The 24,394-nt window shown below is 74.1% G+C and carries 24 protein-coding genes, 1 other RNA gene, 1 pseudogene and 1 riboswitch; of the genes and pseudogenes, 13 read left to right on the top strand and 13 right to left on the bottom strand.

From position 1 onward, the window contains the following. Positions 1 to 46: 46 nt before the first annotated feature. From FH715_RS03720 to FH715_RS03740, 5 genes are read right to left on the bottom strand one after another with little or no spacing between them, the layout of a single operon-like run. Positions 47 to 883, bottom strand: a complete 837-nt coding sequence (locus FH715_RS03720; protein WP_246108525.1) for an ECF transporter S component — start codon at positions 881 to 883, stop codon at positions 47 to 49. After that, positions 880 to 2,523: an ABC transporter ATP-binding protein gene (locus tag FH715_RS03725; RefSeq protein WP_139640605.1), complete on the bottom strand. Its 1,644-nt coding sequence runs from the start codon at positions 2,521 to 2,523 to the stop codon at positions 880 to 882. The genes FH715_RS03720 and FH715_RS03725 overlap by 4 nt, the downstream gene beginning before the upstream one ends. Next, positions 2,520 to 3,713, bottom strand: coding sequence for an energy-coupling factor transporter transmembrane component T (locus FH715_RS03730; protein ID WP_139640607.1), 1,194 nt, complete (start codon positions 3,711 to 3,713; stop codon positions 2,520 to 2,522). The genes FH715_RS03725 and FH715_RS03730 overlap by 4 nt, the downstream gene beginning before the upstream one ends. Continuing rightward, complete coding sequence (locus tag FH715_RS03735) at positions 3,710 to 4,360, bottom strand: SCO2322 family protein (RefSeq protein WP_139640609.1); 651 nt, start codon at positions 4,358 to 4,360, stop codon at positions 3,710 to 3,712. Before FH715_RS03735 ends, FH715_RS03730 begins: the two co-directional genes overlap by 4 nt. Positions 4,361 to 4,389: 29 nt before the next feature. After that, positions 4,390 to 6,075, bottom strand: a complete 1,686-nt coding sequence (locus FH715_RS03740) for an SCO2321 family membrane protein (protein WP_246108526.1) — start codon at positions 6,073 to 6,075, stop codon at positions 4,390 to 4,392. A 117-nt stretch (positions 6,076 to 6,192) separates the two neighbouring features. Next, a riboswitch (cobalamin riboswitch) is annotated at positions 6,193 to 6,328 on the bottom strand. Positions 6,329 to 6,859: 531 nt separating this feature from the next. Here FH715_RS03740 and FH715_RS03745 point away from each other — a divergent pair. The 3 genes from FH715_RS03745 (at position 6,860) to FH715_RS03755 (ending at position 10,084) form a co-directional block, all read left to right on the top strand. Beyond that, entirely contained in the window at positions 6,860 to 8,152 is a 1,293-nt protein-coding gene (locus FH715_RS03745; RefSeq protein WP_246108527.1) for a glycosyltransferase family 4 protein, read from the top strand. A gap of 86 nt (positions 8,153 to 8,238) precedes the next feature. Next, positions 8,239 to 8,997: a class I SAM-dependent methyltransferase gene (locus FH715_RS03750; RefSeq protein WP_139640613.1), complete on the top strand. Its 759-nt coding sequence runs from the start codon at positions 8,239 to 8,241 to the stop codon at positions 8,995 to 8,997. Further along, a complete protein-coding gene (locus FH715_RS03755) occupies positions 8,984 to 10,084 on the top strand; it encodes a prenyltransferase/squalene oxidase repeat-containing protein (RefSeq protein WP_139640615.1) in 1,101 nt (366 codons plus the stop codon). Before FH715_RS03750 ends, FH715_RS03755 begins: the two co-directional genes overlap by 14 nt. A gap of 89 nt (positions 10,085 to 10,173) precedes the next feature. On the opposite strand, the gene FH715_RS03760 is transcribed toward FH715_RS03755, so the two are convergent. From FH715_RS03760 to FH715_RS29425, 3 genes are all read right to left on the bottom strand, one after another. Beyond that, entirely contained in the window at positions 10,174 to 11,007 is an 834-nt protein-coding gene (locus FH715_RS03760; protein WP_139640617.1) for a DUF5336 domain-containing protein, read from the bottom strand. A gap of 178 nt (positions 11,008 to 11,185) precedes the next feature. Further along, positions 11,186 to 11,788, bottom strand: coding sequence for a class I SAM-dependent methyltransferase (locus FH715_RS03765; protein WP_246108554.1), 603 nt, complete (start codon positions 11,786 to 11,788; stop codon positions 11,186 to 11,188). A 176-nt stretch (positions 11,789 to 11,964) separates the two neighbouring features. Next, positions 11,965 to 13,539, bottom strand: a complete 1,575-nt coding sequence (locus FH715_RS29425) for a hypothetical protein (RefSeq protein WP_170184617.1) — start codon at positions 13,537 to 13,539, stop codon at positions 11,965 to 11,967. A 447-nt stretch (positions 13,540 to 13,986) separates the two neighbouring features. Between FH715_RS29425 and FH715_RS03770 the strand changes: the two genes are divergently transcribed. The 3 genes from FH715_RS03770 to FH715_RS03780 are packed head-to-tail and all read left to right on the top strand — an operon-like array spanning position 13,987 to position 16,731. Beyond that, positions 13,987 to 14,832: a Nif3-like dinuclear metal center hexameric protein gene (locus FH715_RS03770; RefSeq protein ID WP_139640620.1), complete on the top strand. Its 846-nt coding sequence runs from the start codon at positions 13,987 to 13,989 to the stop codon at positions 14,830 to 14,832. Continuing rightward, positions 14,829 to 15,572, top strand: a complete 744-nt coding sequence (locus tag FH715_RS03775) for a zinc ribbon domain-containing protein (protein ID WP_211367435.1) — start codon at positions 14,829 to 14,831, stop codon at positions 15,570 to 15,572. The genes FH715_RS03770 and FH715_RS03775 overlap by 4 nt, the downstream gene beginning before the upstream one ends. 7 nt (positions 15,573 to 15,579) lie before the next feature. Then, on the top strand, positions 15,580 to 16,731 hold the full coding sequence (locus FH715_RS03780) for a bifunctional RNase H/acid phosphatase (RefSeq protein ID WP_139640622.1): 1,152 nt from the start codon (positions 15,580 to 15,582) through the stop codon (positions 16,729 to 16,731). Here FH715_RS03780 and yaaA read toward each other — a convergent pair. Continuing rightward, positions 16,718 to 17,503, bottom strand: coding sequence for a peroxide stress protein YaaA (gene yaaA, locus FH715_RS03785; RefSeq protein WP_139640624.1), 786 nt, complete (start codon positions 17,501 to 17,503; stop codon positions 16,718 to 16,720). The two genes, FH715_RS03780 and yaaA, sit on opposite strands and share 14 nt — an antisense overlap. 63 nt (positions 17,504 to 17,566) lie before the next feature. On the opposite strand from yaaA, the gene rnpB reads away from it, so the two are divergent. The 5 genes and pseudogenes from rnpB to FH715_RS03810 all read left to right on the top strand — a co-directional run bounded on the left by rnpB (position 17,567) and on the right by FH715_RS03810 (position 20,598). Further along, an RNA gene (gene rnpB / locus FH715_RS03790) (RNase P RNA component class A) lies at positions 17,567 to 17,983 on the top strand. A gap of 133 nt (positions 17,984 to 18,116) precedes the next feature. Beyond that, positions 18,117 to 18,386: pseudogene (locus FH715_RS03795) on the top strand (transposase family protein); the annotation flags it as partial. A 289-nt stretch (positions 18,387 to 18,675) separates the two neighbouring features. Continuing rightward, positions 18,676 to 19,425, top strand: a complete 750-nt coding sequence (locus FH715_RS03800; protein WP_139640626.1) for a hypothetical protein — start codon at positions 18,676 to 18,678, stop codon at positions 19,423 to 19,425. A gap of 64 nt (positions 19,426 to 19,489) precedes the next feature. Continuing rightward, entirely contained in the window at positions 19,490 to 20,242 is a 753-nt protein-coding gene (locus tag FH715_RS03805; RefSeq protein ID WP_139640628.1) for a hypothetical protein, read from the top strand. Further along, complete coding sequence (locus tag FH715_RS03810) at positions 20,239 to 20,598, top strand: hypothetical protein (protein ID WP_139640630.1); 360 nt, start codon at positions 20,239 to 20,241, stop codon at positions 20,596 to 20,598. The genes FH715_RS03805 and FH715_RS03810 overlap by 4 nt, the downstream gene beginning before the upstream one ends. Before the next feature lie 98 nt (positions 20,599 to 20,696). On the opposite strand, the gene FH715_RS03815 is transcribed toward FH715_RS03810, so the two are convergent. The 4 genes from FH715_RS03815 to FH715_RS03830 are packed head-to-tail and all read right to left on the bottom strand — an operon-like array spanning position 20,697 to position 22,317. Further along, positions 20,697 to 21,155, bottom strand: a complete 459-nt coding sequence (locus FH715_RS03815) for a hypothetical protein (protein WP_139640632.1) — start codon at positions 21,153 to 21,155, stop codon at positions 20,697 to 20,699. Between the two features lie 18 nt (positions 21,156 to 21,173). Then, positions 21,174 to 21,518, bottom strand: a complete 345-nt coding sequence (locus tag FH715_RS03820; RefSeq protein WP_139640634.1) for a DUF7848 domain-containing protein — start codon at positions 21,516 to 21,518, stop codon at positions 21,174 to 21,176. Next, positions 21,515 to 21,892: a hypothetical protein gene (locus FH715_RS03825; RefSeq protein WP_139640636.1), complete on the bottom strand. Its 378-nt coding sequence runs from the start codon at positions 21,890 to 21,892 to the stop codon at positions 21,515 to 21,517. The genes FH715_RS03820 and FH715_RS03825 overlap by 4 nt, the downstream gene beginning before the upstream one ends. After that, the gene (locus FH715_RS03830; RefSeq protein WP_246108528.1) at positions 21,889 to 22,317 is read right to left on the bottom strand and encodes an ATP-binding protein; all 429 of its coding nucleotides are present in this window, start codon (positions 22,315 to 22,317) and stop codon (positions 21,889 to 21,891) included. Before FH715_RS03830 ends, FH715_RS03825 begins: the two co-directional genes overlap by 4 nt. Before the next feature lie 210 nt (positions 22,318 to 22,527). On the opposite strand from FH715_RS03830, the gene FH715_RS03835 reads away from it, so the two are divergent. Next, positions 22,528 to 23,394 (top strand): helix-turn-helix domain-containing protein, encoded by an 867-nt coding sequence (locus tag FH715_RS03835; RefSeq protein WP_139640638.1) that lies wholly within the window; start codon positions 22,528 to 22,530, stop codon positions 23,392 to 23,394. Between the two features lie 15 nt (positions 23,395 to 23,409). Next, complete coding sequence (locus FH715_RS03840) at positions 23,410 to 23,607, top strand: DUF397 domain-containing protein (protein WP_139640641.1); 198 nt, start codon at positions 23,410 to 23,412, stop codon at positions 23,605 to 23,607. The last annotated feature ends 787 nt before the right edge of the window (positions 23,608 to 24,394 follow it).

Below are 24,394 nucleotides of genomic sequence, written 5' to 3' on the forward strand. Positions count from 1 at the left end.
GGGTGCGCCCCGGTGTTGGGTTGCTCGCGCAGTTCCCCGCGCCCCTTCACGGCCCCGCGGGGTCCGCAGACCCCGCGAAGCGGGGCTCCGCGTTGAAGGCCGCCCGCCGCGTGGCGCGGCGCAGCGCGCGCAGGACCGTTCCGCCGCAGAGCAGCACCAGCCCCGCCGTCAGCACCGCCCTGGGCACGTCCCAGCCCAGCGAGGTGGTCAGCACATAGGTGAGGTAACGCCCCAGGTTCTCCGGCAGCGGATCACCTGGCACGAACGAGATCCCGCTGCTCATGCCCGCCAGATAGGGCCACGCCTGGAGGTTCATCACCAGCCCGTACCCCAGGGAGGTGACCGCCCCGTACCCGGCCACCAGCGCCAGCTCGGCGCGCCCGCGCAGCCGTCGGGAGCCGGGCAGCAGCCCGGCGCCCATCGTGACCCAGCCCATGGCGAGCATCTGGAACGGCAGCCACGGCCCGACACCGCCGGTGAGCAGCCCGGAAGCCAGCATCGAGACCGAGCCCAGCACGAAGCCGAAGCCGGGGCCGAGTACCCGCCCCGCCAGCACCAGCAGGAAGAACATCGGTTGCAGTCCCGCCGCCCCCGCCCCCAGCGGGCGCAGCGCCGCCGCTGCCGCCGCCAGCACGCCGAGCATGGCGACGGACTTGGCGCCCAGGCCGGACTCGGCGATCGCCGCCCAGCCCACCGCCAGCATCAGCGGCAGCAGCAGCGCGAAGAGCCACGGCGCGTCCGACGAGTGCGCGAGCCCCGCACCGGGCGCGGCCAGCAGCGGCCAGCCGAAGCCCATCACGCCGACCGCGGAGACCAGCAGCAGCGCGGCGACCGAGCGCGGTCCCAGCGGCACCGGCGCCGTCCGGGGCCCGGTGCCTCTCACTCCGGCCCCTCTTCGAGGGCGCGCGCGACGGCGCCCACGGTCAGCCACGGCTCGGGCGCCAGCACCTTCGCGACCTGCGGCGCGAACGCCGGGGAGCCGGTCACCACCCGCGCGGTCGGTCCCTCGGCGACCACCTCGCCCTCGGCGACGACCACGACGCGGTCGGCCAGTTCGGCCGCCAACTCGACGTCGTGCGTGGCCAACAGCACCCCGTGGCCGGCCGACACCAGTTCGTCGAGGATCGCCACCAGCCGGTCCTTGGCCGCGTAGTCCAGGCCCCTGGTCGGCTCGTCGAGCAGCAGCAGCGGGGGAGCGGCGGTCAGCACCACGGCCAGCGCCAACGCCAGCCGCTGCCCCTCGGAGAGGTCCCTGGGGTGGGTCGCCTCCGCCACCTCCGGCAGCAGCCGGCGTACCAGCTCCCCGCAGCGGCCGGGGGCGGCCCCGGCCTCCGCGTCGGCCGTCGCGCACTCCTCGGCGACGGTCTCGGCGAAGAGCAGGTCGCGCGGGTCCTGCGGCACCAGACCCGCGTGGCGCAGCAGCGCCCCGGGCGCCGTGCGGTGCGGAACCACGGGGCCGCCGTCGTCTCCGGGCGCCGGCGCCAGCCGCACCGTGCCGCGCGCCGGCGCGTGCAGCCCCATCATCGCGCCCAACAGCGTCGACTTCCCGGCCCCGTTGCGGCCCATCAGCGCCACCGCCTCGCCGGCGGCCACCCGCAGCGCGACACCGCGCACCACGTCGACGCCGCCCCGGCGCACCACCAAGCCCTCGGTCTCGACCAGCGGGGCGCCCCCCGCCGCCGGAGCGCGCGGGCTCGGCGGGCGCCGGCTCGCGAGCCGCTCGCGCAGCCCGGTCGCGCGCCGGCGCGCGTCCCGCACCGAGAGCGGAACGGGCGACCAGCCGGCCACCCGCGCCAGCCGCACCACCGGGGGCCGCACCGGGGAACGTTCCAGTACCTCGGCCGGCGCGCCCAGCACCGGCGCCCGCCCCGGGCCCGGCAGCAGCAGCACCGAGTCCGCGTACTGCACCACCCGCTCCAGCCGGTGCTCGGCCAGCAGCACCGTGGTGCCCAGGTCGTGCACCAGCCGCTGGAGCACCGCCAGCACCTCCTCGGCCGCCGCCGGGTCCAGCGCCGAGGTCGGCTCGTCGAGGACCAGCACCCTGGGGTGCGGGGTCAACACCGAGCCGATCGCGACCCGTTGCCGCTGCCCGCCGGAGAGCGCGTCCAGCCGGCGGTCCCGCAGCTCGGCCAGGCCCAGCAGGTCGAGCGTCTCCTCGACCCGCCGCCGCATCACGTCGGGCGGCACCCCCAACGACTCCATGCCGTAGGCGAGTTCGTCCTCCACGGTCTCGGTGACGAAGTGCGCCGCCGGGTCCTGGCCCACCGTGCCGACCACGTCGGCCAGTTCACGCGGGGGATGGTCGGCCGTCGACCGGCCGGCGACCGTCACCTCGCCGCCGAGCGTCCCGCCGGTGAAGTGGGGGACCAGCCCGGAGACCGTCCCCAGCAGCGTGGACTTCCCGACACCGGAGGGGCCGACCAGCAGGCACAACTCGCCCTCCGGCACCGTCAGATCGACGCCGGCGAGCACCGGCGGCGCGTCCTCGCCGTACCGCACCGACACGGAGGAGAACCGGATCACGCCGCGCCCTCCCCACGTTCCGCGGCCACGGGGGCCGGACGCCGCGCGCCCGCCTTCGCCGGCACCGGGGCGACCAGCGCCGGCAGCAGGCCGACGAGTACCGTGGCCGCCGCGCCCAACGGCAGGGTCGGCGCGGTCAACGGCACCGCCGCCGGCGTGAGGGCGCCCGGATCGGCGCGCGCCGCCACGATCACGCCGGCCGCCGCGACGGCGCCCGCGCCGGCGACCAGCCAGGCCCGCGCGCCCCAACGGTCCGGACGGTAACGGGTCCTGGGACTGCGCCGCCCGCCCAGCCACAGCCCGGCGACCGCGGCTGCCACCCCCGCCAGCAGCAGCGGTAGCCCGAACCCGGCGCCCTCCGCCGACAGCAGCCCGTAGACGCCCACGCAGACGCCCAGCGCCCCACCGAGCAGCAGCCCGTGCGTGGCCCGCCGCACCGCGGGCGACACGGCAGCGGTGCGCCCGTATCCCCGGGCGTCCATCGCGGCGGCCAGCGCCACCGAACGCTCCAACGCGCCCTCCAACACCGGGCGCGCCACCCGCACCAGGGAGCGCACGCCACGGTCCGCACGCCCGCGCAGGCGCTGCGCGGTCCGCATCCGCACCAGGTCGGCCACCAGCCGGGGCGCGAACTGCATGGCCACCACCACGGCCACTCCCATCTCGTAGAGCGCGCCCGGCAGCGACTTCAGCAGCCGCCCCGGGTCGGCGAGCGCGTTGGCGGCGCCCAGACAGATCAACAGGGCGGCGAGCCGCAGCCCGTCGCAGAACGCGAAGTACAGCGCCTCGGCCGTCACCCGGCCGCCCAGCCGCACCCCGGCGAGCCAGTCGGGCAGCGGCACCTCGGGCAGCGTCACCAGCACCTCGCTGCCCCCGATCGGCGAGCCGAGCAGCAGCGCGAAGAGCACCCGCACCGCCACCACCACGGCGCCCAGCGCCAGGAAGAAGCCGAAGGCGCGCGCCCACGGCGCGTCGGTGCGGCGCGCCGCCACCACATAGCCGGCCACCGCCACGACGAGCCCGAGCAGCAGCGGGTTGGTGGTGCGCGAGGCGGCGGTCGCCAGCCCCAGCGCCCACAGCCACCACGCGCCGGCGTGCAGGGCGTTGCTCCGGTGCGCCAGGGGCGCGCGCAACGAGCCGAGCGCCCGCCGGCCCTCGTCGGCGGCCCCCGGCCCCACCACGTCGCTCATTCCGCGCGCCGCCGCGCCCGCGCCCAGCCGGCCAACCCCAGCAGCGCGACCGCCCCGACCCCGACCAGCAGCGGAACGCCGACCGATCCGCCGCCGTCCCCCGCCGCGTTCTCCTCGCCGCCCTCGTTCTGCCCGTTCCCCTCGTCCACCGGATCGCCGCAGCCGCTGACCGGATAGCCGGCGATCCCGCACAGCAGCCCCGCCTGGTCGTAGCGCAGCGGCGGCGCGACCTCCGCCAACACCTCGGCCACGGTCGCCCGTTCGGGCAGTGGCACGCACTCGGCGCGCGGCTCGGGCGGTGCGGCACCACCCGGCGCCTCCTCGGCGGTGCCGAAGTCCAGCACCAGCGCCATGCTCGGCTCGGCCGCCTCGGCGCCGCAGATCTCGGCGTACGTGGCCCCGCCGCGCGGCGCCCGCCGGTCGTCCCGCTCACCGCTGACCCCGAACCGGAGGCCGACGAGGTCCCCGGCGCCGGGCCGGAACGTTCCCGGCCCCTCGGCCGCGTAGACCCACCCCTCGCCGTCGGTCTCCCAGGACCAGAACGACCAGTAGCGGTAGGCGTTCTCCGCGCCGTCGTCCGCGACGGCGAGAGCGGCGCCCGGGCCGGCGAGCGACGCGATCACCGAGGCCAGTGCGGCGCCCGCCATGCGGAGCCGCCGCCCGTGCTTGCCGCCGCTCACGGCTGTTCGGGCCGCCGCTCGCCCTCGGCGTCCCCGCTCCCGGGGCCCGCGGAGCCCTCGGAGCCCTCGGCCTCGTCGGGGCCGTCCGCGCCGGGCCCGCTCTCCTCCGAGGCGGCCTTCTCGGAACGGGTGCCGTCACTGTCCGGCCCGGCGGCGCCGTTCTCCGGGGAGCCGCCGTCCACGGCGTCGCTCTCGGCGTCGCGCCCCGCGCCGTTCTCCGCGCCGTTCTCCGCCGCCCGGCGGCGGAAGCTGAGCAGCACGCCGACGCCGATGCCGGCGACCAGGCCGATGCCGATGATCCACGGCAGCGGGCTCGACCCGCCGTCCGCGTCGTCGCCGTCGCCCGATCCCGACTCGTCGCCCGGCGACGAGTCAGGCGCCGGTCCGAGGCGGCCCAGCTGCTCCAGCAGGTCGGTGCCGCCGAAGTCCTCGCCGGTGCCGCCGGTCGCGTGCGCCGCGAGGACCAGCAGGCTGACCGCCGTCGGGTCGGAGGCGTAGCCGTCCCACTCGCCGTGGTGCGCGCGCAGCCACTCCAGCGACGCCATCGCCTCCTCCGCGTGGCCGCCGGCCGCCAGCGCCAGCACCGCGCGCGCGGTGCTGGCGAAGTCCGGCTGCGGCTCGCCGCCGGGCGGCGTGGACTCCAGGTGGTTCTCGCCGCTCTCCAGCGTGCCTACCAGCTGCGCGGCCCCCGCCGAACCTGCGCGCGCCTGCGGGCTGAGCGGCTCCTCGTCCGCCGTCTCCGAGGCGGAGCTGTCCGACTCCTCCCCGCCCTCGTCCTCGTCCTCCGCGTCGGCGTCGGCGTCGCCGCCCCCGCAGTCCAACGGGGTCACCGGCGCCTCGGGCGTCTCCGGGTCGACCAGCAGCCCGCTGCCGTACGCGGCGAGGACCGCGTCCACGGTCGCCATGTCGCTGCCGAACAGGTCGCCCGACTCCGGGTCGGGCTGCCAGGCGAAGGCGCCGCGCTGGTCGTCGGGCGCCTCGCAGCCGAGCTGGAGGGTGCCGAGCGCGGAGTAGGGGGAGTTGCCGGCGCGCTCGGCGGCGGCCGGGTCGTTGCCGGAGGCGGCGAGCGCGCCGATCACCACGGCGGTGGAGTTGGCGTCGCTCGCGGTGCCGGGGTTGATCCCCCAGCCGCCGTCCTCGTTCTGCACGCCGGTCAGCCAGGCGGCTCCGGCGTCCACGGCGTCCTGCCGCCCTCCGACGGCGGCCAGCGCCTGCACGGCCAGGGCCGTCGCGTTGGAGTCGGAGGCGGTGACGTCGGCGCAGGGCTGCTCGGGGTCGGCGCGGAACGGGAGGAACGAGCCGTCGGCGCACTGCTGTCCGGCCAGCCAGTCGACGGCCTCCTCGCCCGGCGTGTAGCCGGCCGTGTGCTGCGCGAGCAGCGCGTAGGACTGCCGCCACACCCCGTCGTACTGCGGGTCGGCGTCGCCGAACAGGCCCTCGGGCGCCTCGGCGGGCGGCGGGGCCGGCGACTCGTCGGCGACGGCCGACGGCGCCAGCGCGGCCGTCCCGGTCAGCGCGGCCACCGCGACCAGCGCGGCCCGCGTTCTCCACGCCGGCGCGCGCACCGTCGCCGGGGTGAACGCCGGGCGCGTGTCCTTGTCGCGCGCCGTCGCGCGCGCCGTGGCGTGGTCGGAGGCAGCGCCTCGCGGCGCGCCCCTGAGCGGGCTGCGGGGGAAGAACACGCGGAAGCCTTTCGCTGTGCCGGCCGACGACGCGAGGGCCGCCCGGCGCGCACGGCGCCCGACGGCACGGGCGCGACGCCGTACTCCTCGACGGTGCCGGTCGCCGTCCGGCGACCGTGGCCAGTGCCCTTCACGGCGGGCGTTCCGGCTCACGCGCACGCCCGGTGCGGGCGGCACGATCACGGCTGCGGGTCAGCGCCGGATTCGCACCGGCTTCCCCCGCTCGTGAGTGAACTGATCGGGCTCACTCTAACGGCCTCGGCACCCGAGCCCCCGGCCGCCGTTCCCCCACGCTGTCGGGACGGCGCCCGACCGCCGATCCGGGCGCCCTTCACCGTGCTCGGTACCGCTCCACGCGGCGCTCGGCGCTCGGCCGGGTCCCCGGCGGGTTTCACCGTGTCCGGTGCTCGGCATTCCGTTCGGCCCGGTGCCCCATATCTCCGGCGCCCGGCGCCCGGCGGCTCCGATGCCCGGCGACCGTCACCGCCCCGCCGCGCGGCCCCGTACCGCCCCGCCCCGCCCCGCGCAGGCGCGCGGCCCCGCACCGGCGCCCCGCGCCGGACGGCCGCGCCCGCCCCCGCTCCGGCGCGCGCCGCCGCGCCCCGCGCCGCCGCGCCCCGCAGCCCGAGGCAGCCTGGTGCCCAGCTCACCCGCAGGGTGATAATCGCCCCACCCGCCGCAATACCACCCGTCGACGGGCGAGTAGTGTGCGTACCCGCGAGTAGGTGCGAAGAGGGTGCGACAGAATCGCGAAGCGGCTCGCGGTCGACCGGAGGGGGCGTGTGTGGCGGAGACCCGGGCTGAGCGCCCGCTGAGGATCGCCCTGCTCAGCTACAAGGGCAACCCCTTCTGCGGCGGTCAGGGCGTCTACGTCCGCCATCTCTCCCGCGAGTTGGCGGCGCTCGGCCACCGGGTCGAGGTCATCGGCGCCCAGCCGTACCCCGTGCTCGACGACGGCGTCACGCTGCGCGAGCTGCCCAGCCTGGACCTGTACCGACAGCCCGACCCGTTCCGCACGCCCCGGCGCGGCGAGTACCGGGACTGGATCGACCTGGTCGAGGTCGGCACCATGTGGACCGGCGGTTTTCCGGAGCCGCTGACGTTCTCCCTCCGCGCCCGTCGCGAACTCGCCGCGCGCCGGGGTGAGTTCGACGTGGTGCACGACAACCAGACGCTCGGCTACGGCCTTCTGGGCAGCGGGCGGCTCGGGCTGCCGCTGGTCACCACGATCCACCATCCGATCACGGTCGACCGCCGCCTGGAGCTGGCGGCGGCCGACGACCGCCGCCGCCGTTACGCGGTGCGCCGCTGGTACGCGTTCACCAGGATGCAGGGCCGGGTGGCCCGCAGGCTGCCGAACGTGCTCACCGTCTCCGGCTCCTCCCGCCGCGAGATCGTCGACGACTTCCGGGTGCCGCCCGAGCGCGTCTCCGTGGTGCCGATCGGCGCCGACACCCGGGTCTTCCACCCCGACCCGTCCGTGCCCAGGGTGCCCGGCCGGATCGTCACCACCTCCAGCGCCGACGCCCCGCTCAAGGGCCTGGTCCACCTGGTGGAGGCGCTGGCCAAGCTGCGCACCGAGCACCCGGAGGCGCACCTGGTGGTGGTCGGCAACCGCCCGGCGGCCGGCCCCGTCCACCAGGCGCTGGAACGTTTCGGCCTGGGCGCGGCCGTCGAGTTCGTCAAGGGCGTCAGCGACGACGAGCTGGCCGACCTGGTGCGGGGCGCCCAACTCGCCTGCGTCCCCTCCCTCTACGAGGGCTTCTGCCTGCCGGCCGCCGAGGCCATGGCCGCCGGCACGCCGCTGGTCGCCACCACCGGCGGCGCCATCCCCGAGGTCACGGGCCCCGACGGCGAGACCTGTCTGGCCGTCGCGCCGGGCGACGCCGGCGCGCTGGCCGTCGCCCTGGGCCGGCTGCTCGACGACGCCCCGCTGCGTGAACGCCTCGCCGCCGCCGCGCTGGAACGGGTCCTCGGCCGGTTCACCTGGCGGCACACCGCGCGGGCCACCGCCGAGCACTACCGCGCCGCCATCGCCGCCCACGGCCCGCGCCGCGGCACACCCGCACCCCGCTGAACCGGCCGCACCACAGCCCAGGACGCCGCAGCCCCAGGATCCCGCAGCCCCAGAATCCCGCAACGGAACGACGAAAGGCCGACCACGTGCTGACCGTGGACTTCACCCGCTTCCCGATAGCCCCGGGCGACCGCGTCCTGGACCTCGGCTGCGGCGCCGGCAGGCACGCCTTCGAGTGCTACCGGCGCGGCGCGCGCGTGGTCGCGCTGGACCGCGCCGGCGACGAGGTGCGCCAGGTCGCCGGCTGGCTGGCCGCGATGGGCGAGGCGGGCGAGGCGCCGGCGGGGGCCGCCGCGGTCGCCGTCGAGGGCGACGCGCTGGCCCTGCCGTTCCCCGACGACAGCTTCGACGCGGTGATCGTCTCCGAGGTGATGGAGCACGTCCCCGACGACAAGGGACTGCTCGCCGAGGCCGCGCGCGTGCTGCGTCCCGGCGGCCGGATCGCGGTGACCGTGCCGCGCTACGGCCCCGAACGCGTCTGCTGGGCGTTGAGCGACGCCTACCACGAGGTCGAGGGCGGCCACATCCGGATCTACCGCGCCGACCAGCTCCTCGCCCGCGTCCGCGAGGCCGGCCTGCGCCCCTACGGCACGCACCACGCGCACGCGCTGCACTCGCCCTACTGGTGGCTCAAGTGCGCGATGGGCGTGGACAACGAGCGCGCGCTGCCCGTGCGCGCCTACCACAAGCTGCTGGTCTGGGACCTGATGAAGAAGCCGGCCGCCACCCGGGTCGCCGAGCGGCTGCTCGACCCCGTGCTCGGCAAGAGCTTCGTGGCCTACGCGACCAAGCCGCACACCGCCCGGCGCGGTGCGGCGAGGGGTGCGGCCCGTGCCGACTCCTGAGCACACCGGGCGGTCCGACGAGCGCACCGGCCGGCTCGCGCTGCCCGGCGTGCTGACCGCGGACGAGGCCCGCGCGACCGTCGACTGGATCTCCGGACGCCAGCGCCCGGACGGCGCCATCCCCTGGTTCGACGGCCACCACCTCGACCCCTGGGACCATGTCGAGGCCGCCATGGCGCTGGACGCCGCCGGCGAACACGCGCGCGCCGCCGCGGCCTACCACTGGCTGGCCGACCACCAGAACGCCGACGGCTCCTGGTACGCCGCCTACGCCGAGGGCGACCCCGGGCGCCCCACCGACCTGGGCCGGGAGAGCAACTTCTGCGCCTACCCCGCGGTCGGCGTGCTCCACCACCACCTGGCGACCGGCGACGACGCGTTCCTGGAACGGATGTGGCCGACGGTGCGGGCGGCCGTCGCGTTCGTCCTCGGGCTGCAGCGGGACGGCGGCCAACTCGGCTGGCGGCGCGAGGCGGACGGCCGCGCCGTGCCGGACGCCCTGCTGACCGGCTCGGCCTCCGGACACCAGGCGCTGCGCTGCGCGCTGGCGCTGGCCGAGCGCGTAGGCGAGGCGCAGCCCGACTGGGAGGTCGCGACGGGCAGGCTGGGCCACGCGGTGCGCGCGCACCCGGAGCTGTTCCTCGACAAGTCCCGTTACTCGATGGACTGGTACTACCCGGTGCTGGCCGGCGCGATGCGCGGCGACGAGGCGGCGGAACGCCTCGCGGCGCGCTGGGACGAGTTCGTGGTGCCCGGGTTCGGGGTGCGCTGCGTCCGGGAGAACCCGTGGGTCACCGGCGGGGAGAGCGCCGAACTGGCCCTGGCGCTCTGGTCCGTCGGCCAGCGGGAGCGCGCGGTCGAGATCCTGCGCGCCATCGGCCGGCTGCGCGCCCCCGACGGGCGCTACTGGACGGGCTATGTCTACCCGGACGACGCGTTCTGGCCGGTGGAGCACACCACGTGGACGGCCGGCTCGGTGCTGCTCGCCGTCGCCGCGCTCCTCGGCGACCCGCCCACCACCGCGGTCTTCGGCGCGCGGGAGCTTCCGGAGGGCCTGGAGCCGGACTGCCGGACCTGCCGCGCCTGAACGCGAGACGGCGGTGGCCCCACCCGAGTCCCGCAGTGGGGAACTCGCGGTGGGGCCACCGCCGTTACCTGCCGTATCGGTCCTGCGCCTCAGCCGCGCTGGATGCCCGAGGTGTCCTGGAGCACGCCGCGCCGCCCGTCCTGGGTCTGCGCCACCAGCTGCTGGCCGCGCTGCTCGACCGCCAGGTACCAGGTGCCGGGGGCCAGTTCGGCCACCGGGGTCGGCGAACCGTCCTCGCCGTACAGCGGCCGGGCGGCCGGCACGGCGAACCAGAACGGCTGGAAGTTCGGGTCCGCGGCGGGGGCACCGGGCTGCGGGGTGGCGGGGCCACCCGGCTGCGGCTGCTGCTGCTGCGGGGCGGGCTGGCCGTAGCCACCCGGCTGCTGCTGCTGCGGAGCGCCGGGGTAGCCGTAGCCCGGCTGCTGCTGCATCCCGCCGTACGGGGCGCCGGGGCCGGCCGGCCCGGGGTGACTCGGCTGACCGGGGGTACCGCCGGCCAGCGGCACCTGGAGCGCCGGCACCATCGGGGTGGCGGCGGCGAGGCCGGCCAGCGCGAGGGCGGCGATGGTGCCGAGGATCAGACCGATGCCGTTCTCCAGGCCCTCGCCCCCACCGATCAGCGACCAGAGGCCGGCCCAGGCCGAGGTGACCGCGAGGGCGATGCCCCACTGGTTGAGCTTGAGCCCGAGGATCTCCTTGTCGGCCACCGGCGGCGCCATGAAGCGCGAGCCGACGATGAGCCCGGCGCCGATGATGCCGGCCAGGAAGACCGAGGGCAGGATCGGGAAGAGGTCGGCCGACCAGCCGTTCTCCGACACGTCGTACCCCTTGAGGGTCCGAGCGTCGAGGAACGAGAAGATCAAGAGCAGGACCGCTGCTCCGATCACTCCGGCGTCGCCTCGGGAGAGGGAGCGGTTGTTCACGTCAGATCCTTAGTCGTTCTCGTCGTCTTGGTCGTTTTGAGTCGGTCGAGCCGGGCCCGCCCATCGTACGGATGAACCGGCACCGGGGTGTCCGGGAGGGGTTTCCTGTTTCCCAGGCGACACGCTTGTGATGCTGTTGTGACCTGTCGGGGCGTTTCGTCCTGCGTGCGCGGCCCGTTCAGTGCCCGGGGGCTACCCGTCTGAGCACGCGCAGCGAGCGCTCGCCGCCGACCTCGGCGAAGGCGCCGCTGGCCAGGGCGCGGGTCCACACGTGGTAGGGCGCCTGGCCGCCGTCCGCCGGGTCGGGGAAGACGTCGTGGATCGCCAGCAGCCCGCCGACGGCGAGCGCGGGCACCCAGCTGTCGTAGTCCGCCCGCGCGTGCTCCTCGGTGTGGCCGCCGTCGACGAAGACCAGCCCGAAGAGGCCGCCGCCGTTGCCGCCGAACGCCCGCGCCACCACGGGGGAGGCGCCCACCGCGGCGACCACGTGCGCCTCCAGCCCTGAGGCGGCCAGCGTGCGGCGGAAGTGCGGCAGGGTGTCCATCCGTTCGGGACGCTCGGGGTCGACCAGCTCGGGGTCGGAGTACTCCTGCCCCGGCTGCTGTTCCTCGCTGCCCCGGTGGTGGTCCACGGTGACGACGACGGTGCCGGCGGCGCGCGCGGCGTCGGCCAGCAGCAGGGTGGAACGCCCGCAGTAGCTGCCGATCTCCAGCAGCGGCAGGCCCAGCCCGGCGGCCTCGACGGCGGCGGCGTGCAGCGCCAGGCCCTCGTCACGGGGCATGAAGCCCCTGGCCGCCTCGAAGGCGGCGAGCACCTCCGGCGCGGGCTCACGCACCGCGCCCACGTCCTCGCCCACGTCCTCTTCCCCCTGTGGCACCTGTGTCCGAACCTTCCACATGCTGCCCCATCGCCCCACCCGTCCCGCAAGGGGGTCCGGGTGGGACGCGTCACCCGCCCTCAGCGGGTGCGGGCCAACGGCGCCTCCTGGAGCGGCACCGGCCGGGTCACCCCGGTCGGTGGCGAGGTCTCGGCCGGCGGGGCGACCGGGCCCGTCGCCTCGATCCGGGGCGGCGGCGCCCCGGTCTCCTCGGGGCCGGGCTCCGCGGGCGCGAACTCAGCGGGCGCCGAGGCGGGTTCGGCCTCGGGGCCGGCTTGGGGTTCGGCTTCGGGTCCGGGCGTCGGGAGGGGCGGCGCGTCCTCGGCGGGGGTGGCGGGGGCGTGCGACTCGTTGCCGGCCGCCGGCTCGTGCAACGGCTCCGCCTCGACGGCGTGCGCCACCGGCTGGGGCTCCGGCGCGCGTCCGGGCTCGGGCGCCGGCTCCGGCGCCGGCGCGTTCACCGGCGTGGGCGCCGTCGCCGTCCCGGTCGTCGCCACGGTCTCCGCCGGGGCCGGCTCCGCGGCCGGAGCCGTTCCCGCCGTCGGGCCCGCTCCCGTCCCCGCCGCCCCCGCCGGAACGGGGGCCTCGACCGGGATCTCGACCGGGGCCTCGACCGGGACCTGAACGGGAGCCGGCGTCGCCGGGGTCCTCACCGGCCCCGGGGGCGCCATCGGCACCGGCACGGTGGCCACCCCGCACGGCACCTGCGGGGTGGCGTACGGCAGCAGCAGATCCCCGTGGACCGTCAGCCTCCCGGTGCCGGCCAACCAGCCGGCCGGCGCCGCCAGATGACTCAACTCCCTCTGCTGCGGTCGCCACACCGCCACCCACTCCGCGTCGGCCGTCGTCATCCGCAGGGCGACGCCGCACTGCTCGGGCATCAGCACCTGCCCCGGCTGCACCGCGAACGGCACCATCCGCACGCCCGGCTGGTGCAGGCTCTCCGGGAAGCGCACCGGCCGATGGCTGCCCAGCACACCCCAGCCGATCCGTTCGCTGCCCGGCGCGTCCGAGAGCACCAGCAGCAGCCCGCTGTCGTGGTCGGCCAGCAGCAGCCGGTCGTCGCTGTCCTCCGCGATCCGCAGCAACTCCGTCGGCTCGCCGCCGTGTTCCACGTCCACCGTCACCGCGCGGGTCCGCCCCGAGGCGTCGACGCGGTCGAGCGCGAGCAGCCGCCCGGCGCCGTCCAGCCACGCGCCGCCCGAGCAGCTGCCGGCGATCACCGTCACCAACTCGGGGCCGAACGCGCCCCCGCACACCAGCCAGAGCGCCGTCCCGCCCCCCTCGCCCGCCTGCGGCGCGAGCGCGTAGACGCGCGCCCCGTCGGGCGCCGGCGGCAGCAGCGTGAGCCGCTCGCACTCCACGGCGCCCAGCGCCAACTCGCCCGTGTCCGGCGTCGACGGGTACAGCAGCGAGAAGTGGTAACGCCCCTCCGTGCGCCGCCCGATGAGCACCCGCCCGTCGGCCAGCGGCACCAGCGGGCTGTCCCGCTCCTCCGGCTGCGCCCCCGGCAGCAGCACCGCGTAGGGCTCCGGGCTGTCCAACGTCCAACGCTCCGGGCACCACCCGCCCTGGCCACGGGCGACCAGCCGCGCCGCGTAGGAGCCGTCGGCCGCGATGGTCAACGGCTCCGGCCCCTGGGCCTGGCCCATCATCCGTCGCTCACCTCCGTCTGGAGCGTTCCGACCGTCCGATCCGGTCCGGTCAACGGCGCCGCGTCCCGAACGGAAGCCCGTGCCACACGCGCCGCGCGCACCCTCGACGGTAGGGCCGATCGCCCGGCCCGCCACGGGACTTGCCGCATCCCGCCGGCGCCGGCGCCCCCGGCGGCGGCCTCACCAGGGCGTTCGGTTCCCACTCTCACGGGGGATGGACAACCGCCACGGTTGACTTCACCCCCGGGGCGCGGGGCCCCGGGGCGCACTCCGCCCGTTCCACGCCCCCCGGGCGCCACCGCCGGACGCCGGGACCCGGCCGTCCCCCGGTCCGCCGCCGGCGCCCAACCCCCTCGCCCCCGGCCCCCGTCGAACCCGCGCCCTGGGCTCGGGGGCCAACCTCGCGGAGGCGGTTTCCCGAGGCCGCGAGGCAGGTAGCCTGGGCCCGTGCCCGTACTCTCCGATGTGATCACCACGCTCGACACCCTATGGCCCCGCGCCTGGGCCGAGCAGTGGGACGCCGTCGGCCTGGTCTGCGGAGACCCGGACGCCGAGGTCACCCGCGTGCTCTTCGCCGTCGACCCCGTCCAGGAGGTCGCCGAGGAGGCGGTCGCGACCGGCGCGCAACTGCTGGTGACCCACCACCCCCTCTATCTGCGCGGCACCACCACCGTCGCCGCCGACACCTTCAAGGGCCGCCTCGTGCACACCCTGATCCGCCACGGGATCGCGCTGCACGTCGCCCACACCAACGCCGACCGCGCCGACCCCGGAGTCTCCGACGCCCTCGCCGACGCCCTCGGGCTGCGCGTCACGGGCCCCCTGGTCCCCGCGCCCGACGACCCCGCCGGCCGGCGCGGCCTCGGCCGAATCGCCGAGCCAGAAGCCCCGTTGACCCTGCGCGCCCTCGGCGAACTGGCCGCCGCCAGGCTGCCCGGCACCGCCCAGGGCATCCGCGTCTCCGGCGACCCCGACCGCCTCGTCCGCACCGTCGCCGTCTGCGGCGGCTCGGGCGACAGCCTCTTCGCCGAGGTGCGCGCCGCGGGCGTGGACGCCTTCCTCACCGCCGACCTGCGTCACCACCCCGCGTCCGAGGCCACGGAGCACTCCCCGCTGGCGCTGCTGGACGCCGCGCACTGGGCCACCGAGTGGCCCTGGTGCCAGCAGGCGGCGGCCCAACTCGACGCCGCCTCCGAGCGGCATGGCTGGGGCCTGCGCACCGAGGTATCTCGCCTGGTGACGGACCCCTGGACCGTCCAACTCCCTTCGCCCACCTCAGGAGCCCCGAACTGAACGCCGCGCCCGCCGACCAGCTGCGTCTGCTGGACGTCCAGGCCCTGGACCTCCGGCTCACCCAGCTCGCCCACCGCCGTGACAACCTCCCCGAGCACGCGGAGATCCGCACGGTCGAGAGCCAGATCGTCCAGCAGCGCGACCTGCTGGTGGCAGCCCAGACCGAGGAGGGCGACACCGCGCGCGAGCAGACCAAGGCCGAACAGGACGTCGACCAGGTCCGCCAGCGCTCCACCCGCGACCAACAGCGCCTGGACTCGGGGCAGGTCACCAACCCCCGCGACCTGGAGTCCCTCCAGAGCGAGATCGCCTCCCTCGCCAAGCGCCAGGACGACCTGGAGACCGTCGTCCTGGAGATCATGGAACGCCACGAGAGCGCCCAGGCCCGCGCCAAGGAGCTGGCCGCCGCCCTCGAAGGGCTCCAGAACGTCGCCGCCGAGGTCGTCACCCGCAGGGACGCCGCCCTCGCCGAGATCGACGCCGAGGCCGCGGCCGTCCGCTCCGACCGTTCCGTCACCGTCGAGTCCGTTCCCGCCGACCTCCTCAAGCTCTACGAGAAGCTGCGCGAGCAGCAGGGCGGCGTCGGCGCCGCCCGGCTCTACCAGCGCCGCTGCGAGGGCTGCCGCCTGGAGCTGAACATCACGGAGCTGAACGAGGTGCGCGCCGCCGCCCCCGACACCGTGGTGCGCTGCGAGAACTGCCGCCGCATCCTGGTCCGCACCCCCGACTCGGGGCTGTGAGCTGCCGATGACGCGGGAGTTGGTGATCGAGGCCGACGGAGGCTCGCGGGGCAACCCGGGCCCCGCCGGCTACGGCGCCGTGGTCAGGGACGCGGGCAACGGCCAGGTGCTGGCCGAGACCGCCGCCTACATCGGCAGGGCGACCAACAACGTCGCCGAGTACCGGGGCCTGATCGCCGGACTGCGCGCCGCCCACGCCCTGGCGCCCGACGCGGCGGTGCGGGTGCGGATGGACTCCAAGCTGGTCGTCGAGCAGATGTCGGGCCGCTGGCGCATCAAGCACCCCGACATGAAGCCGCTGGCCATGGAGGCCCAGAAGATCTACCCGCCGGGCGCGGTGCGCTTCGAGTGGATCCCCCGGGAGCGCAACAAGCACGCGGACCGGCTCGCCAACGAGGCCATGGACGCCGGCCGCCGAGGCGAGGAGTGGCGCCCCGGCGAGCCGTCGGCCGCCGAGGCCACCGCCGAGCCGCCGTCCCAGGAGCCGGACGCCGCATCGACGACCCGCGGTTGGGGCCCCTCGACCGGCACCCCGACCACCCTGCTGCTGCTCCGCCACGGCGAGACGGCGTTCACCGCGGAGAAGCGGTTCTCCGGCAGCGGCGGGCCCGACCCCGAGCTGACCGACATCGGCCACGCCCAGGCCGCCTCGGCCGCCGCCGCCCTGGAGGGCGTCGGCCTCGGCGCCGTCGTCACCTCCCCGCTGCGGCGCTGCCGGCAGACGGCGGCGGCCGTCGCCGAACGTCTCGGGCTCGACGTGCGCGTCGAGGAGGGGCTGCGGGAGACGGACTTCGGCGCCTGGGAGGGGCTGACGTTCGAGGAGGTCAGACAGCGCCACCCGGAGGAGCTGCGCGCCTGGCTGGACTCGGCCGACGCCCACCCGACGGGCGGCGGCGAGAGCTTCGCCACGGTCGCCCGCAGGGTCGCCGTCGCCAGGGACAAGACCCTCGCCCGCTACGCCGGCCGCACCGTGCTCGCGGTGACGCACGTCACCCCGGTCAAGACGCTGCTGCGCCTCGCGCTGGGCGCCCCGCCCGCCGCGATGTTCCGCATGGAGCTGTCACCGGCCGCCCTGAGCGAGATCGGCTACTACCCGGACGGCAACGCGACGGTGCGCCGCTTCAACGACACGGCACACCTCGGCGTCACACCTCGCTGACCACCACGTCCAGCCGGCCGGGCGCCGCCTCGTCGGCCTCCACCCGGTAGCCGAGCCCGCGCAGCGCGTCGGCGACCCGGTCGGCCCGGCGCGGCAGCGGGCCGGCCTCCAACAGGTCGCGCACCAGCCGGCCCTTGGTCGCCTTGTTGAAGTGGCTCACCACCGACCGCTTCGGCACGCCCCCCACCAGCCGTTCCTGGAGCACCCGCACCGTCAGCGTGCGCGCGGCCAGCTCGCCCGACGGGCGCCACAGCGCCGCGTAGGCCGCGGACCGCAGGTCCAACACCGGCCCGGAGCCCGCCACTTCGGGCAACACCTCGCCCAGCGGCCCCTTCCAGTGGCCGGCCAACGAACCGATCCCCGGCAGCCGCACGCCGCCCGAGCAGCGGTAGGCGGGAATCCGGTCGTTGATCCGCAGCACGCCCCACAGCCCGGAGAAGACCAGCAACGCCTTCCCCGCGCGCCGCTTCGCCGCCGGGCTCAACGTGGCCAGGCCCAGCGCGTCGTAGAGCACCCCGGTGTAGACGGCCCCGGCGGGCGCGGCGGGCGCCGCCCGCAACGCGGCGTTCCTGGCGACCTCGGCGGACTGGCCCTCGCTGAGCCCCAGCACCTCCCTGGCCTTCGCCGGATCGCCCGCGCACAGCTCCACCAACTCGTCCACGACCCGAGCCCTGGCCTCGTCCAACGCCGGCAGCGCGAGCGACCCCCACGCCAGCGGCCGGCCCCTGAGCCCGTCGGCCTTGCCCTCGGAGGGCGGCAACAGCACCAACATGCCCCGCAGCGTACGCGGTCGGGTGATGTCGGCCGGCCGAGGTAGGCTTGCCCACACGGCGGACGAGCCGGCCGGGCGGTCGCGTTGGTGCCCCCACCAGGGCCCCACCGAGGAACGTCCGGGCTCCACAGGGCAGGGTGGTAGGTAACGCCTACCTGGGGTGACCCACGGGACAGTGCCACAGAAAGCAAACCGCCGGGACCGCGCGAGCGGGACCCGGTAAGGGTGAAACGGTGGTGTAAGAGACCACCAGCGCCCAGGGTGACCTGGGCGGCTCGGTAAACCCCACCCGGAGCAAGGTCAAGAAGGGGCCGTTCTCGAACGACCCCGCGTGAACGCCTGAGGGCTGCCCGCCCGAGGTTCACGGGTAGACCGCTTGAGGGTGATGGCGACATCACCCCTAGATGGATGACCGCCACCCGGCGCGCACCTTCGGGCACGCACCGGGAACAGGACCCGGCGTACAGGCCGACTCGTCCGCCGCCTCCCTCTTTCCCCAGGTCGGACGCGGCGCGCCCGCACGGTCTCCGTTGCACTGGAGGTGGGGGAGGGTGACCCGATCACCGACCACGAGTCGGTGGCGGGCTTCCTCTACCGCACCGTGGACTTCGACGGGCCGGTCCGCATCCCGTGCTGGGGACGATAAGAGAACCTCTCCGCAGGCCAGCAGGCGGTGAACCGGTCCCATGCGAAGATCCGGGCCCTTGTCGAACAGGCCGTCGCCACCCTCAAGTCCTGGCGGCTCCTTCGCAAACTGCGATGCTCCACCACCCGGATCACCAAGCTCGTCCAGACCGTCCTCACCCAGCCTCACCGTCACCGACGCACACCCCTTCTGGAACCAGACCAGGACATTGGTGATGTCGGGGCGGGGGCTAGGTGAACAGCCGTTTATTCGTGCCGAATCTTCCACCAGCTCACCTGGCGTGACCGTCGGGGGCGTGTGGTGCCCAACGACGAACTGACCTACGAACACCGAGAGCCCGTCGTTGAGCACTGGAATCGCGAGGGATACAACACCGACCGTGCGACACGGAACGACTTCTACAATGACGTCGACAACCTGGAGCCGATGACCAGAAGCCAGAACTCCCGGGGCGGTGCTAACTTGAGCACCACGTACCGGCAGGACGTGGGACCGAATTACGTGTGCAGTTGACAGGAGTTTCGCTATGGGCCTGAAGGATGCGGTCGATGCATTCCCCAACGTCGCTGCCCTGGATGGAGTTCCGGACGCTTGGGAATGGTCTCCGGCTCCTGGTCTGAACTTTTCCGGGGTGGTTGACGCGCGCAGTGGAGTGCTGTTTCAGTCGCATTATCGGGGCAAGCGTGATACGCGTGTGAACGAGGCGGTTGCGAAGTTCATCCGGGCACACTCCGGTGAACTCGCGGTGCCCACTCGACCTCTGAACCCGGTGAGTGGTTTCTCTGCACCTGGGTATTCCTTCGATGTTCTGGTGGCGCTCCCCCCAGAGATCCACCGGCACTACGAGTACGAGAACCCGGAACTCAACCCCTTCGTCTATGTGGTTTTCCCCGCGTATGCGCTCGAATTCGCCGGTGATGAGGATGAGGCGGAGGCGGAGGCACGCGAGAGGCAGATCGATCCCTGGGTCCTCGACCGAGAGCCCGTTCCCTATCTGAAGATGCGGTTCGACAACACCAGGACTCAGGCGCGTAGTCGGGGGAGCGCCAGGGGGTTCGCGCGGCACGCCATGTTCCATCACGAGTTGGGGGAGTTGGAGGGCTCGCCGGGGAGTTTTGTCGAGTTTGAGAACCGGCATCACGAGGTGTGGCGCGTCGAGTGGGACGGTGGGCTCGTTCTGACCGGGGCGGGTATCGAGGGTGCGCGGCGACTCGGTCTGGCTGAGCTGCGGGCGTTCGCGGATGAGCGGCTGCGGGGGGAAGGGAACCTCGCGTGACGAGGATCCGCGCCATCGAGTGGGACGGCACCGTCTGGGATGATCCCTCTGACTGGGAGCATGGGTGGATCTGAAGAGTGTGGTCGAGGGATTTCGCAACGTCACGGCTGTGCGAGGGGTTTCGGACGCCTGGCAGTGGTCGCCCGCCCCGGGGCTGAACTTCGTAGGCGCGCTTGCCCCGGGCAGTGCCCCAATGCTGTTCCAGATGAGCTATCGCGGTGAGCGTGACGGGCGCATGGACGAGGCCGCGGTGGTCTTCAGCCGGCAACGTGCCGACGGACTCGCCGATCCGACAAGGGCGATGAACGCGGTGGGTGGCTTCTCAGCTCCCGGGTACCGTTTCGATGTCCTGGCGGCGCTTCCGCCGAAAGTTCACCGCCATTATGAGTATGAGAATCCGGGACTGGACCCCTTCGTTCGTGTGGTGTTCCCTGGCTACACGTGCGAGTTCGCCGGCGACGAGAGCGAGGAGGAGGTGTTGGCGCTGAGAAGGCTGCTCAATCCTTCCGTGCTCGCCAGGGAGCCCGTTCCCTATCTGAAGATGCGGTTCGACAACACCAGGACTCAGGCGCGTAGCCGGGGGAGCGCCAGGGGGTTCGCGCGGCACGCCATGTTCCATCACGAGTTGGGGGAGTTGGAGGGCTCGCCGGGGAGTTTTGTCGAGTTTGAGAACCGGCATCACGAGGTGTGGCGCGTCGAGTGGGACAGTGGCCTCGTTCTGACCGGGGCGGGCATTGAGGGTGCGCGGCGGCTCGGTCTGGCTGAGCTGCGGGCGTTCGCGGATGAGCGGCTGCGGGGGGAAGGGAACCTCGCGTGACGAGGGTCCGCGCCATCGAGTGGGACGGCACCGTCTGGGATGATCCCTCGCCCGAGCGGTTGGGGGATCTGCTGGCGGACATGAACCACCGGTTTCGGTTCCTGATTGTGGAATGGGCCGATGCTCCGGACCCCGAGCAGTGGTACCTCCAGGTGCGGCTTGAGGACGACGGCAGCCATACCGTGGAGTACCGCGAGGGTGGCCCGTTCGCGCACTACACCGCTCGGGTGGAGCGCCGGCCCGAGCCGTGGGGGCTGGACTTCCTCGTCTCGGTCGTCAACGACTGGGCCGCCGGCGGTTCCGACTGGCGCACCGCCCTGCCCTGGCGGCTTCTGTCGCCGGAGGAACTCGTCTGAGGGGTGAGGCCACGTACCAGGGCGGCCCCTGGGAGAACGCCCTAGCCCCCGAGTGCCGCTCGCGCGCACGGCTTCCGGGGTGCGCCCGTCCGCCCTCGTCAGATGAAGGCGGATTCGGGGCGGTCGGTGTTGATGAGGAGGGGGAGGCGGCGGCGTTGGCCGGTGGCGATGATGGCGTACTGGTAGAGGGCCGGGGGCTCGTACAGTTCGCGCATTGGGACCCAACTGGCGCCTTCCTTGGGGTCCCTGGACGGCACGTCCGGGAGGACGCCGCCGTCCAGGACGTAGGTGAGGCCGTTGAGTGTGCCTTCGTCGTCCGTGGTCGGGGTGACGGCCACCACCTCGGACAGGGCGCGTTCGCAGCCGGTCGCCTCAAGGAACGTCTCGCGGGCGGTCAGGATGATGCAACGGCCGGGCGGTACCTGGCCGTTGGGCAGGACCCACCCTTCCTGGCCGTCCTCCCGCAGCCCGCGCACCATCAGCATGTGGTTGCTCTGCGTCGTGGCCAGCACGTGGAAGGTGATCGGGATCGGGGAGTGGTTGATGGTGGTCAACATGACTGGTTTCTCCTTGCGTTAACTGGTCAGGGCGGGCAGAAGGCCCGAGAGGGCCGTGAGCAGGCACATCAGGCCGACGAACGCCGGACCGACGAACCCCGGACCGGAGGACGACGGCGGTGGTGGGTTGTCCGGGCGGGGGACGACGCGCCAGTGGCGTTCGGTCCGGGCGAGGAAGAGGGTGTGGTCGGGCCGGTCCTGGGAGTGTTGGAGCGCCCAGACCGCGACCGGGAGTGAGTCGTTGTCGAAGAGCGGGGAGACCGCCTCGCAACTCATGCACTCCGCGCCGTAGATGCCCTCCGGCACCCCGGGCCCCCGCTCCTGGATCAGCACCCGATCCGCGCCGCGCACGATGTCGTTCACGACGGATGCGCCCCCTTCCAGAAGCGGGTCCCGAACGTGGTGCGGGAGCGTGGGTGCCATCGTTTTCTCGATGGCCAGGGCGACCAGGCGTCTTCGGTCGCCCGGTAGGGCTCCAACGACCGCCCATCGGGGGCGCGGGGTGCGGCGCGTTCGGCGTCGGTGAAGTCCCAGGCCATCGCGGCCAGTTGGCGTAGGCACGCGTCGCACGCGTAGAGCGGGGCGGTGGCGCCCTCCGAGGTGAGGCACCCGATCCACACCACCGGCGAGACGCGATACCCGCACCAGAACCAGCAGGGCCCCAGGGCCCGTTGCTCCGCACCGACGATCCCCGGCACCGGTATCTGGAACTCCCACTCGGGGGTGGCGCCGTTCATCGCGGGCCGTCCGCATGGGCGACGGGGAAGCGGAACCAGACGGCCTTGCCGCCAGGAATGCGGGAGTAGCCCCAGTCGCGCACCATCTCGGCGAGGAGCCACAGGCCGCGGCCGGATTCGGCGTCCCAGTCGGGGATCGTCATGGCCGGGGGGTGGGGCGAGCGGTCGCGGACGGTGACGCGGAAGCCGTCGGTCTCTCTGCCGACGATGAGGACGCACCGTGGGTCCGTCACATGCTTGGCGACGTTGCTCAGCAACTCCGAGACGCCGAGGCGGGTCAACGCCACCGCGTCCTGGTCGCCGCCGAGTAGGGCGACCGTCTCCGCCGCCCGCGCGCGCCAGCGCTCGATGGTCTGCGGTGCGGCCGTTAAGTCCCAGGTGTACTTCTCGGCACCCTCGGGGCCTTGCACGGTTTCGGCGATCACGAACACCTCCCGGTGATGGAGTGGCGCGTCCGCCAAAGTGCAGCGTGAACCGGTTGATCGAGATTCCAGAATCACGCAACGTGGAGCGGCGCTCACCGGATAGTATGGGCACGCCGACTTCTGTTGTGCAAGTCATGCACGGTGTTCGAATTCCGCGAACAGGTGTGGCAACGGAGCGATACGCTGTCGGCCGTAGCGGAGGAGAGAGCAATGCCGGAAGACCCGAAGCCGACCGTGCGCCGCCGAGTGTTGGGAACGAACCTCCGGCGCCTGCGCGAGAGTCACGGCCTCCTGCTGGACCACGCCGCCGAGGTCCTGAGCTGCAACATCTCGAAGGTCAGCCGCATCGAGTCCGGCCGCAGCCCGATCAGGCCGCTGGACCTGAAGACACTCCTCGACCTCTACGAGGTCACCGACCCTGGCGCCCGTGAGGGATGGCTCTCGCTCGCCCGCGAGAGCAAGAAGCAGCGCTGGTGGCGCGTGCTGGAAGACCGGCTGCCGCAGGACTTCGTCGACCTGATCGGGCTTGAGGAGGACATCTCGTACTGTCGCGGGTTCCAACCGGGCGTCATCGACGCGCTGTTCCAGACCAAGGAGTACGCCGAAGCCGTGATCGGCGGCGGATCTCCCGGCCCCCTGGGGCCGGACGAGACGACCAAGCTCGACGTCCGACTGGAGCGACAGAAGGCCCTCACCCGCGAGGAGAACCCGATCGGGGTCTGGATGATCCTCGGCGAGGGAGCGTTGCGCCAGCAGGTGGGAGGGCCGGCGGTGATGCGGGCCCAACTGCGCCATCTCATCGAGCTGGCGAAGCTGCCCAGCGTCACCTTGCAGGTACTACCCTTCTCGGTGGGCGCCTACCGTGGCGGGCCCTTCCCGTTCAAGGTCTACCGGTTCCCCGAGCCGTCCGACATGCAGGTCGTGCTGCTGGAGAACCACGTCAGCCACACCTACCTGGAAGACCCGAGCGACATCGGGTTCTATGGCGATGTCTTCGACCACCTTCGCGCGACCGCCTGCGGGGAGTTGGAGAGCCAGAGGCTCATCGAGGGCATCATCAAGGAAACAAAAGCATAGGGAGACTTGAGGGAGATGAAGGAAAACCAGTCCGGTTGGTTCAAGAGCAGCTACAGCGGTCAGAACGGTGACTGTGTCGAGGCGCGGCACCGCGCCGGCGGCCTGGACGTGCGGGACTCCAAGGACTTCGGGGGCCCCGTCCTCGCCGTGGCGGCGCCCCACTGGGCCGCGTTCACCTCGGCGGTCAGGGAAGGCGCCTTCGACATCCGCTGAGCGCGGCACATCCGCGGCACATCCGCGGCACCCGTGGGCCCCGTGACGCCGAGAGGCGGCGCGGGGCCCTGGCGCGTCCGACGAGGTGCGGAGGCTGAGTCGCACTTCGGTTGCTGGAGGGGGAGGGTGTAGATGTCGCTGCCCTCCGATTCCGCTGAACGGCCCTGCGCCTTCCCCCGCTTCTCCTCCCCGGTCCACGGTCGTCCCAACACGGCACCCGCACGAGATCCGCGCGCTCCAACGCGAACACCGGCGCCGCCACGTCCCCGCGCAGATCGAAGCCGGCAAGCCCGCAGTCATCTCGGCCGACGCGTAGCGTCCCCGCGTTCGGCGCCGGCCCGAGCAACGAGCCCGCTCCGCCTGGCGGCGTGAGACGGACAGCTCCTCCGCGAGCTGTTCGGGGTGTGGACGCCGGCCCCCGACGAGCAGTTCTCGCACCCGCGCACGCCGTTCCTCCGCGCGCCGGTGGCGGGGGTTCGCCGGAACGGTCGCGGGGCCGGCTGTTCCGTGCCCCCGCCGGGGGCGCGGCCAGCCAGGCGGGGAGTGTGTGGCGGTGGAAGTGCGGCACCCCGAACACGAACTTGTCCCCGGTTCGCGACTGTTCTCGCTCGCCCAGCCGACTTGCGGAAGTGGCCGACGCGCGGGATACGTCGACCGGGAATACGTTCACGCGGCAGCGCGGTCGTTGACCTGCTGAACCGGGCACCTCGTGTGTGTGCCGACTGCCGCGCCACTCCTTGGGTAGTCCAGCGGCGGGTCGGGCCCGGGACGGCGCTGCGCCGGGGCA

Source organism: Streptomyces sedi (assembly GCF_006335015.1).
GTDB lineage: Bacteria > Actinomycetota > Actinomycetes > Streptomycetales > Streptomycetaceae > Streptomyces > Streptomyces sedi.

Bases quoted from the DNA above. Each gene is read 5' to 3' on its own strand.
- FH715_RS03825 (WP_139640636.1), bottom strand. From the start codon at position 21,892: ATGAACGGCGCCACCCCCGAGTGGGAGTTCCAGATACCGGTGCCGGGG.
- FH715_RS03835 (WP_139640638.1), top strand. From the start codon at position 22,528: ATGCCGGAAGACCCGAAGCCGACCGTGCGCCGCCGAGTGTTGGGAACG.
- FH715_RS03815 (WP_139640632.1), bottom strand. From the start codon at position 21,155: ATGTTGACCACCATCAACCACTCCCCGATCCCGATCACCTTCCACGTG.
- FH715_RS03730 (WP_139640607.1), bottom strand. From the start codon at position 3,713: ATGAGCGACGTGGTGGGGCCGGGGGCCGCCGACGAGGGCCGGCGGGCG.
- FH715_RS03800 (WP_139640626.1), top strand. From the start codon at position 18,676: ATGGGCCTGAAGGATGCGGTCGATGCATTCCCCAACGTCGCTGCCCTG.
- FH715_RS03735 (WP_139640609.1), bottom strand. From the start codon at position 4,360: ATGGCGGGCGCCGCACTGGCCTCGGTGATCGCGTCGCTCGCCGGCCCG.
- FH715_RS03765 (WP_246108554.1), bottom strand. From the start codon at position 11,788: ATGCCCCGTGACGAGGGCCTGGCGCTGCACGCCGCCGCCGTCGAGGCC.
- FH715_RS29425 (WP_170184617.1), bottom strand. From the start codon at position 13,539: ATGATGGGCCAGGCCCAGGGGCCGGAGCCGTTGACCATCGCGGCCGAC.
- yaaA (WP_139640624.1), bottom strand. From the start codon at position 17,503: ATGTTGGTGCTGTTGCCGCCCTCCGAGGGCAAGGCCGACGGGCTCAGG.
- FH715_RS03780 (WP_139640622.1), top strand. From the start codon at position 15,580: ATGACGCGGGAGTTGGTGATCGAGGCCGACGGAGGCTCGCGGGGCAAC.
- FH715_RS03840 (WP_139640641.1), top strand. From the start codon at position 23,410: ATGAAGGAAAACCAGTCCGGTTGGTTCAAGAGCAGCTACAGCGGTCAG.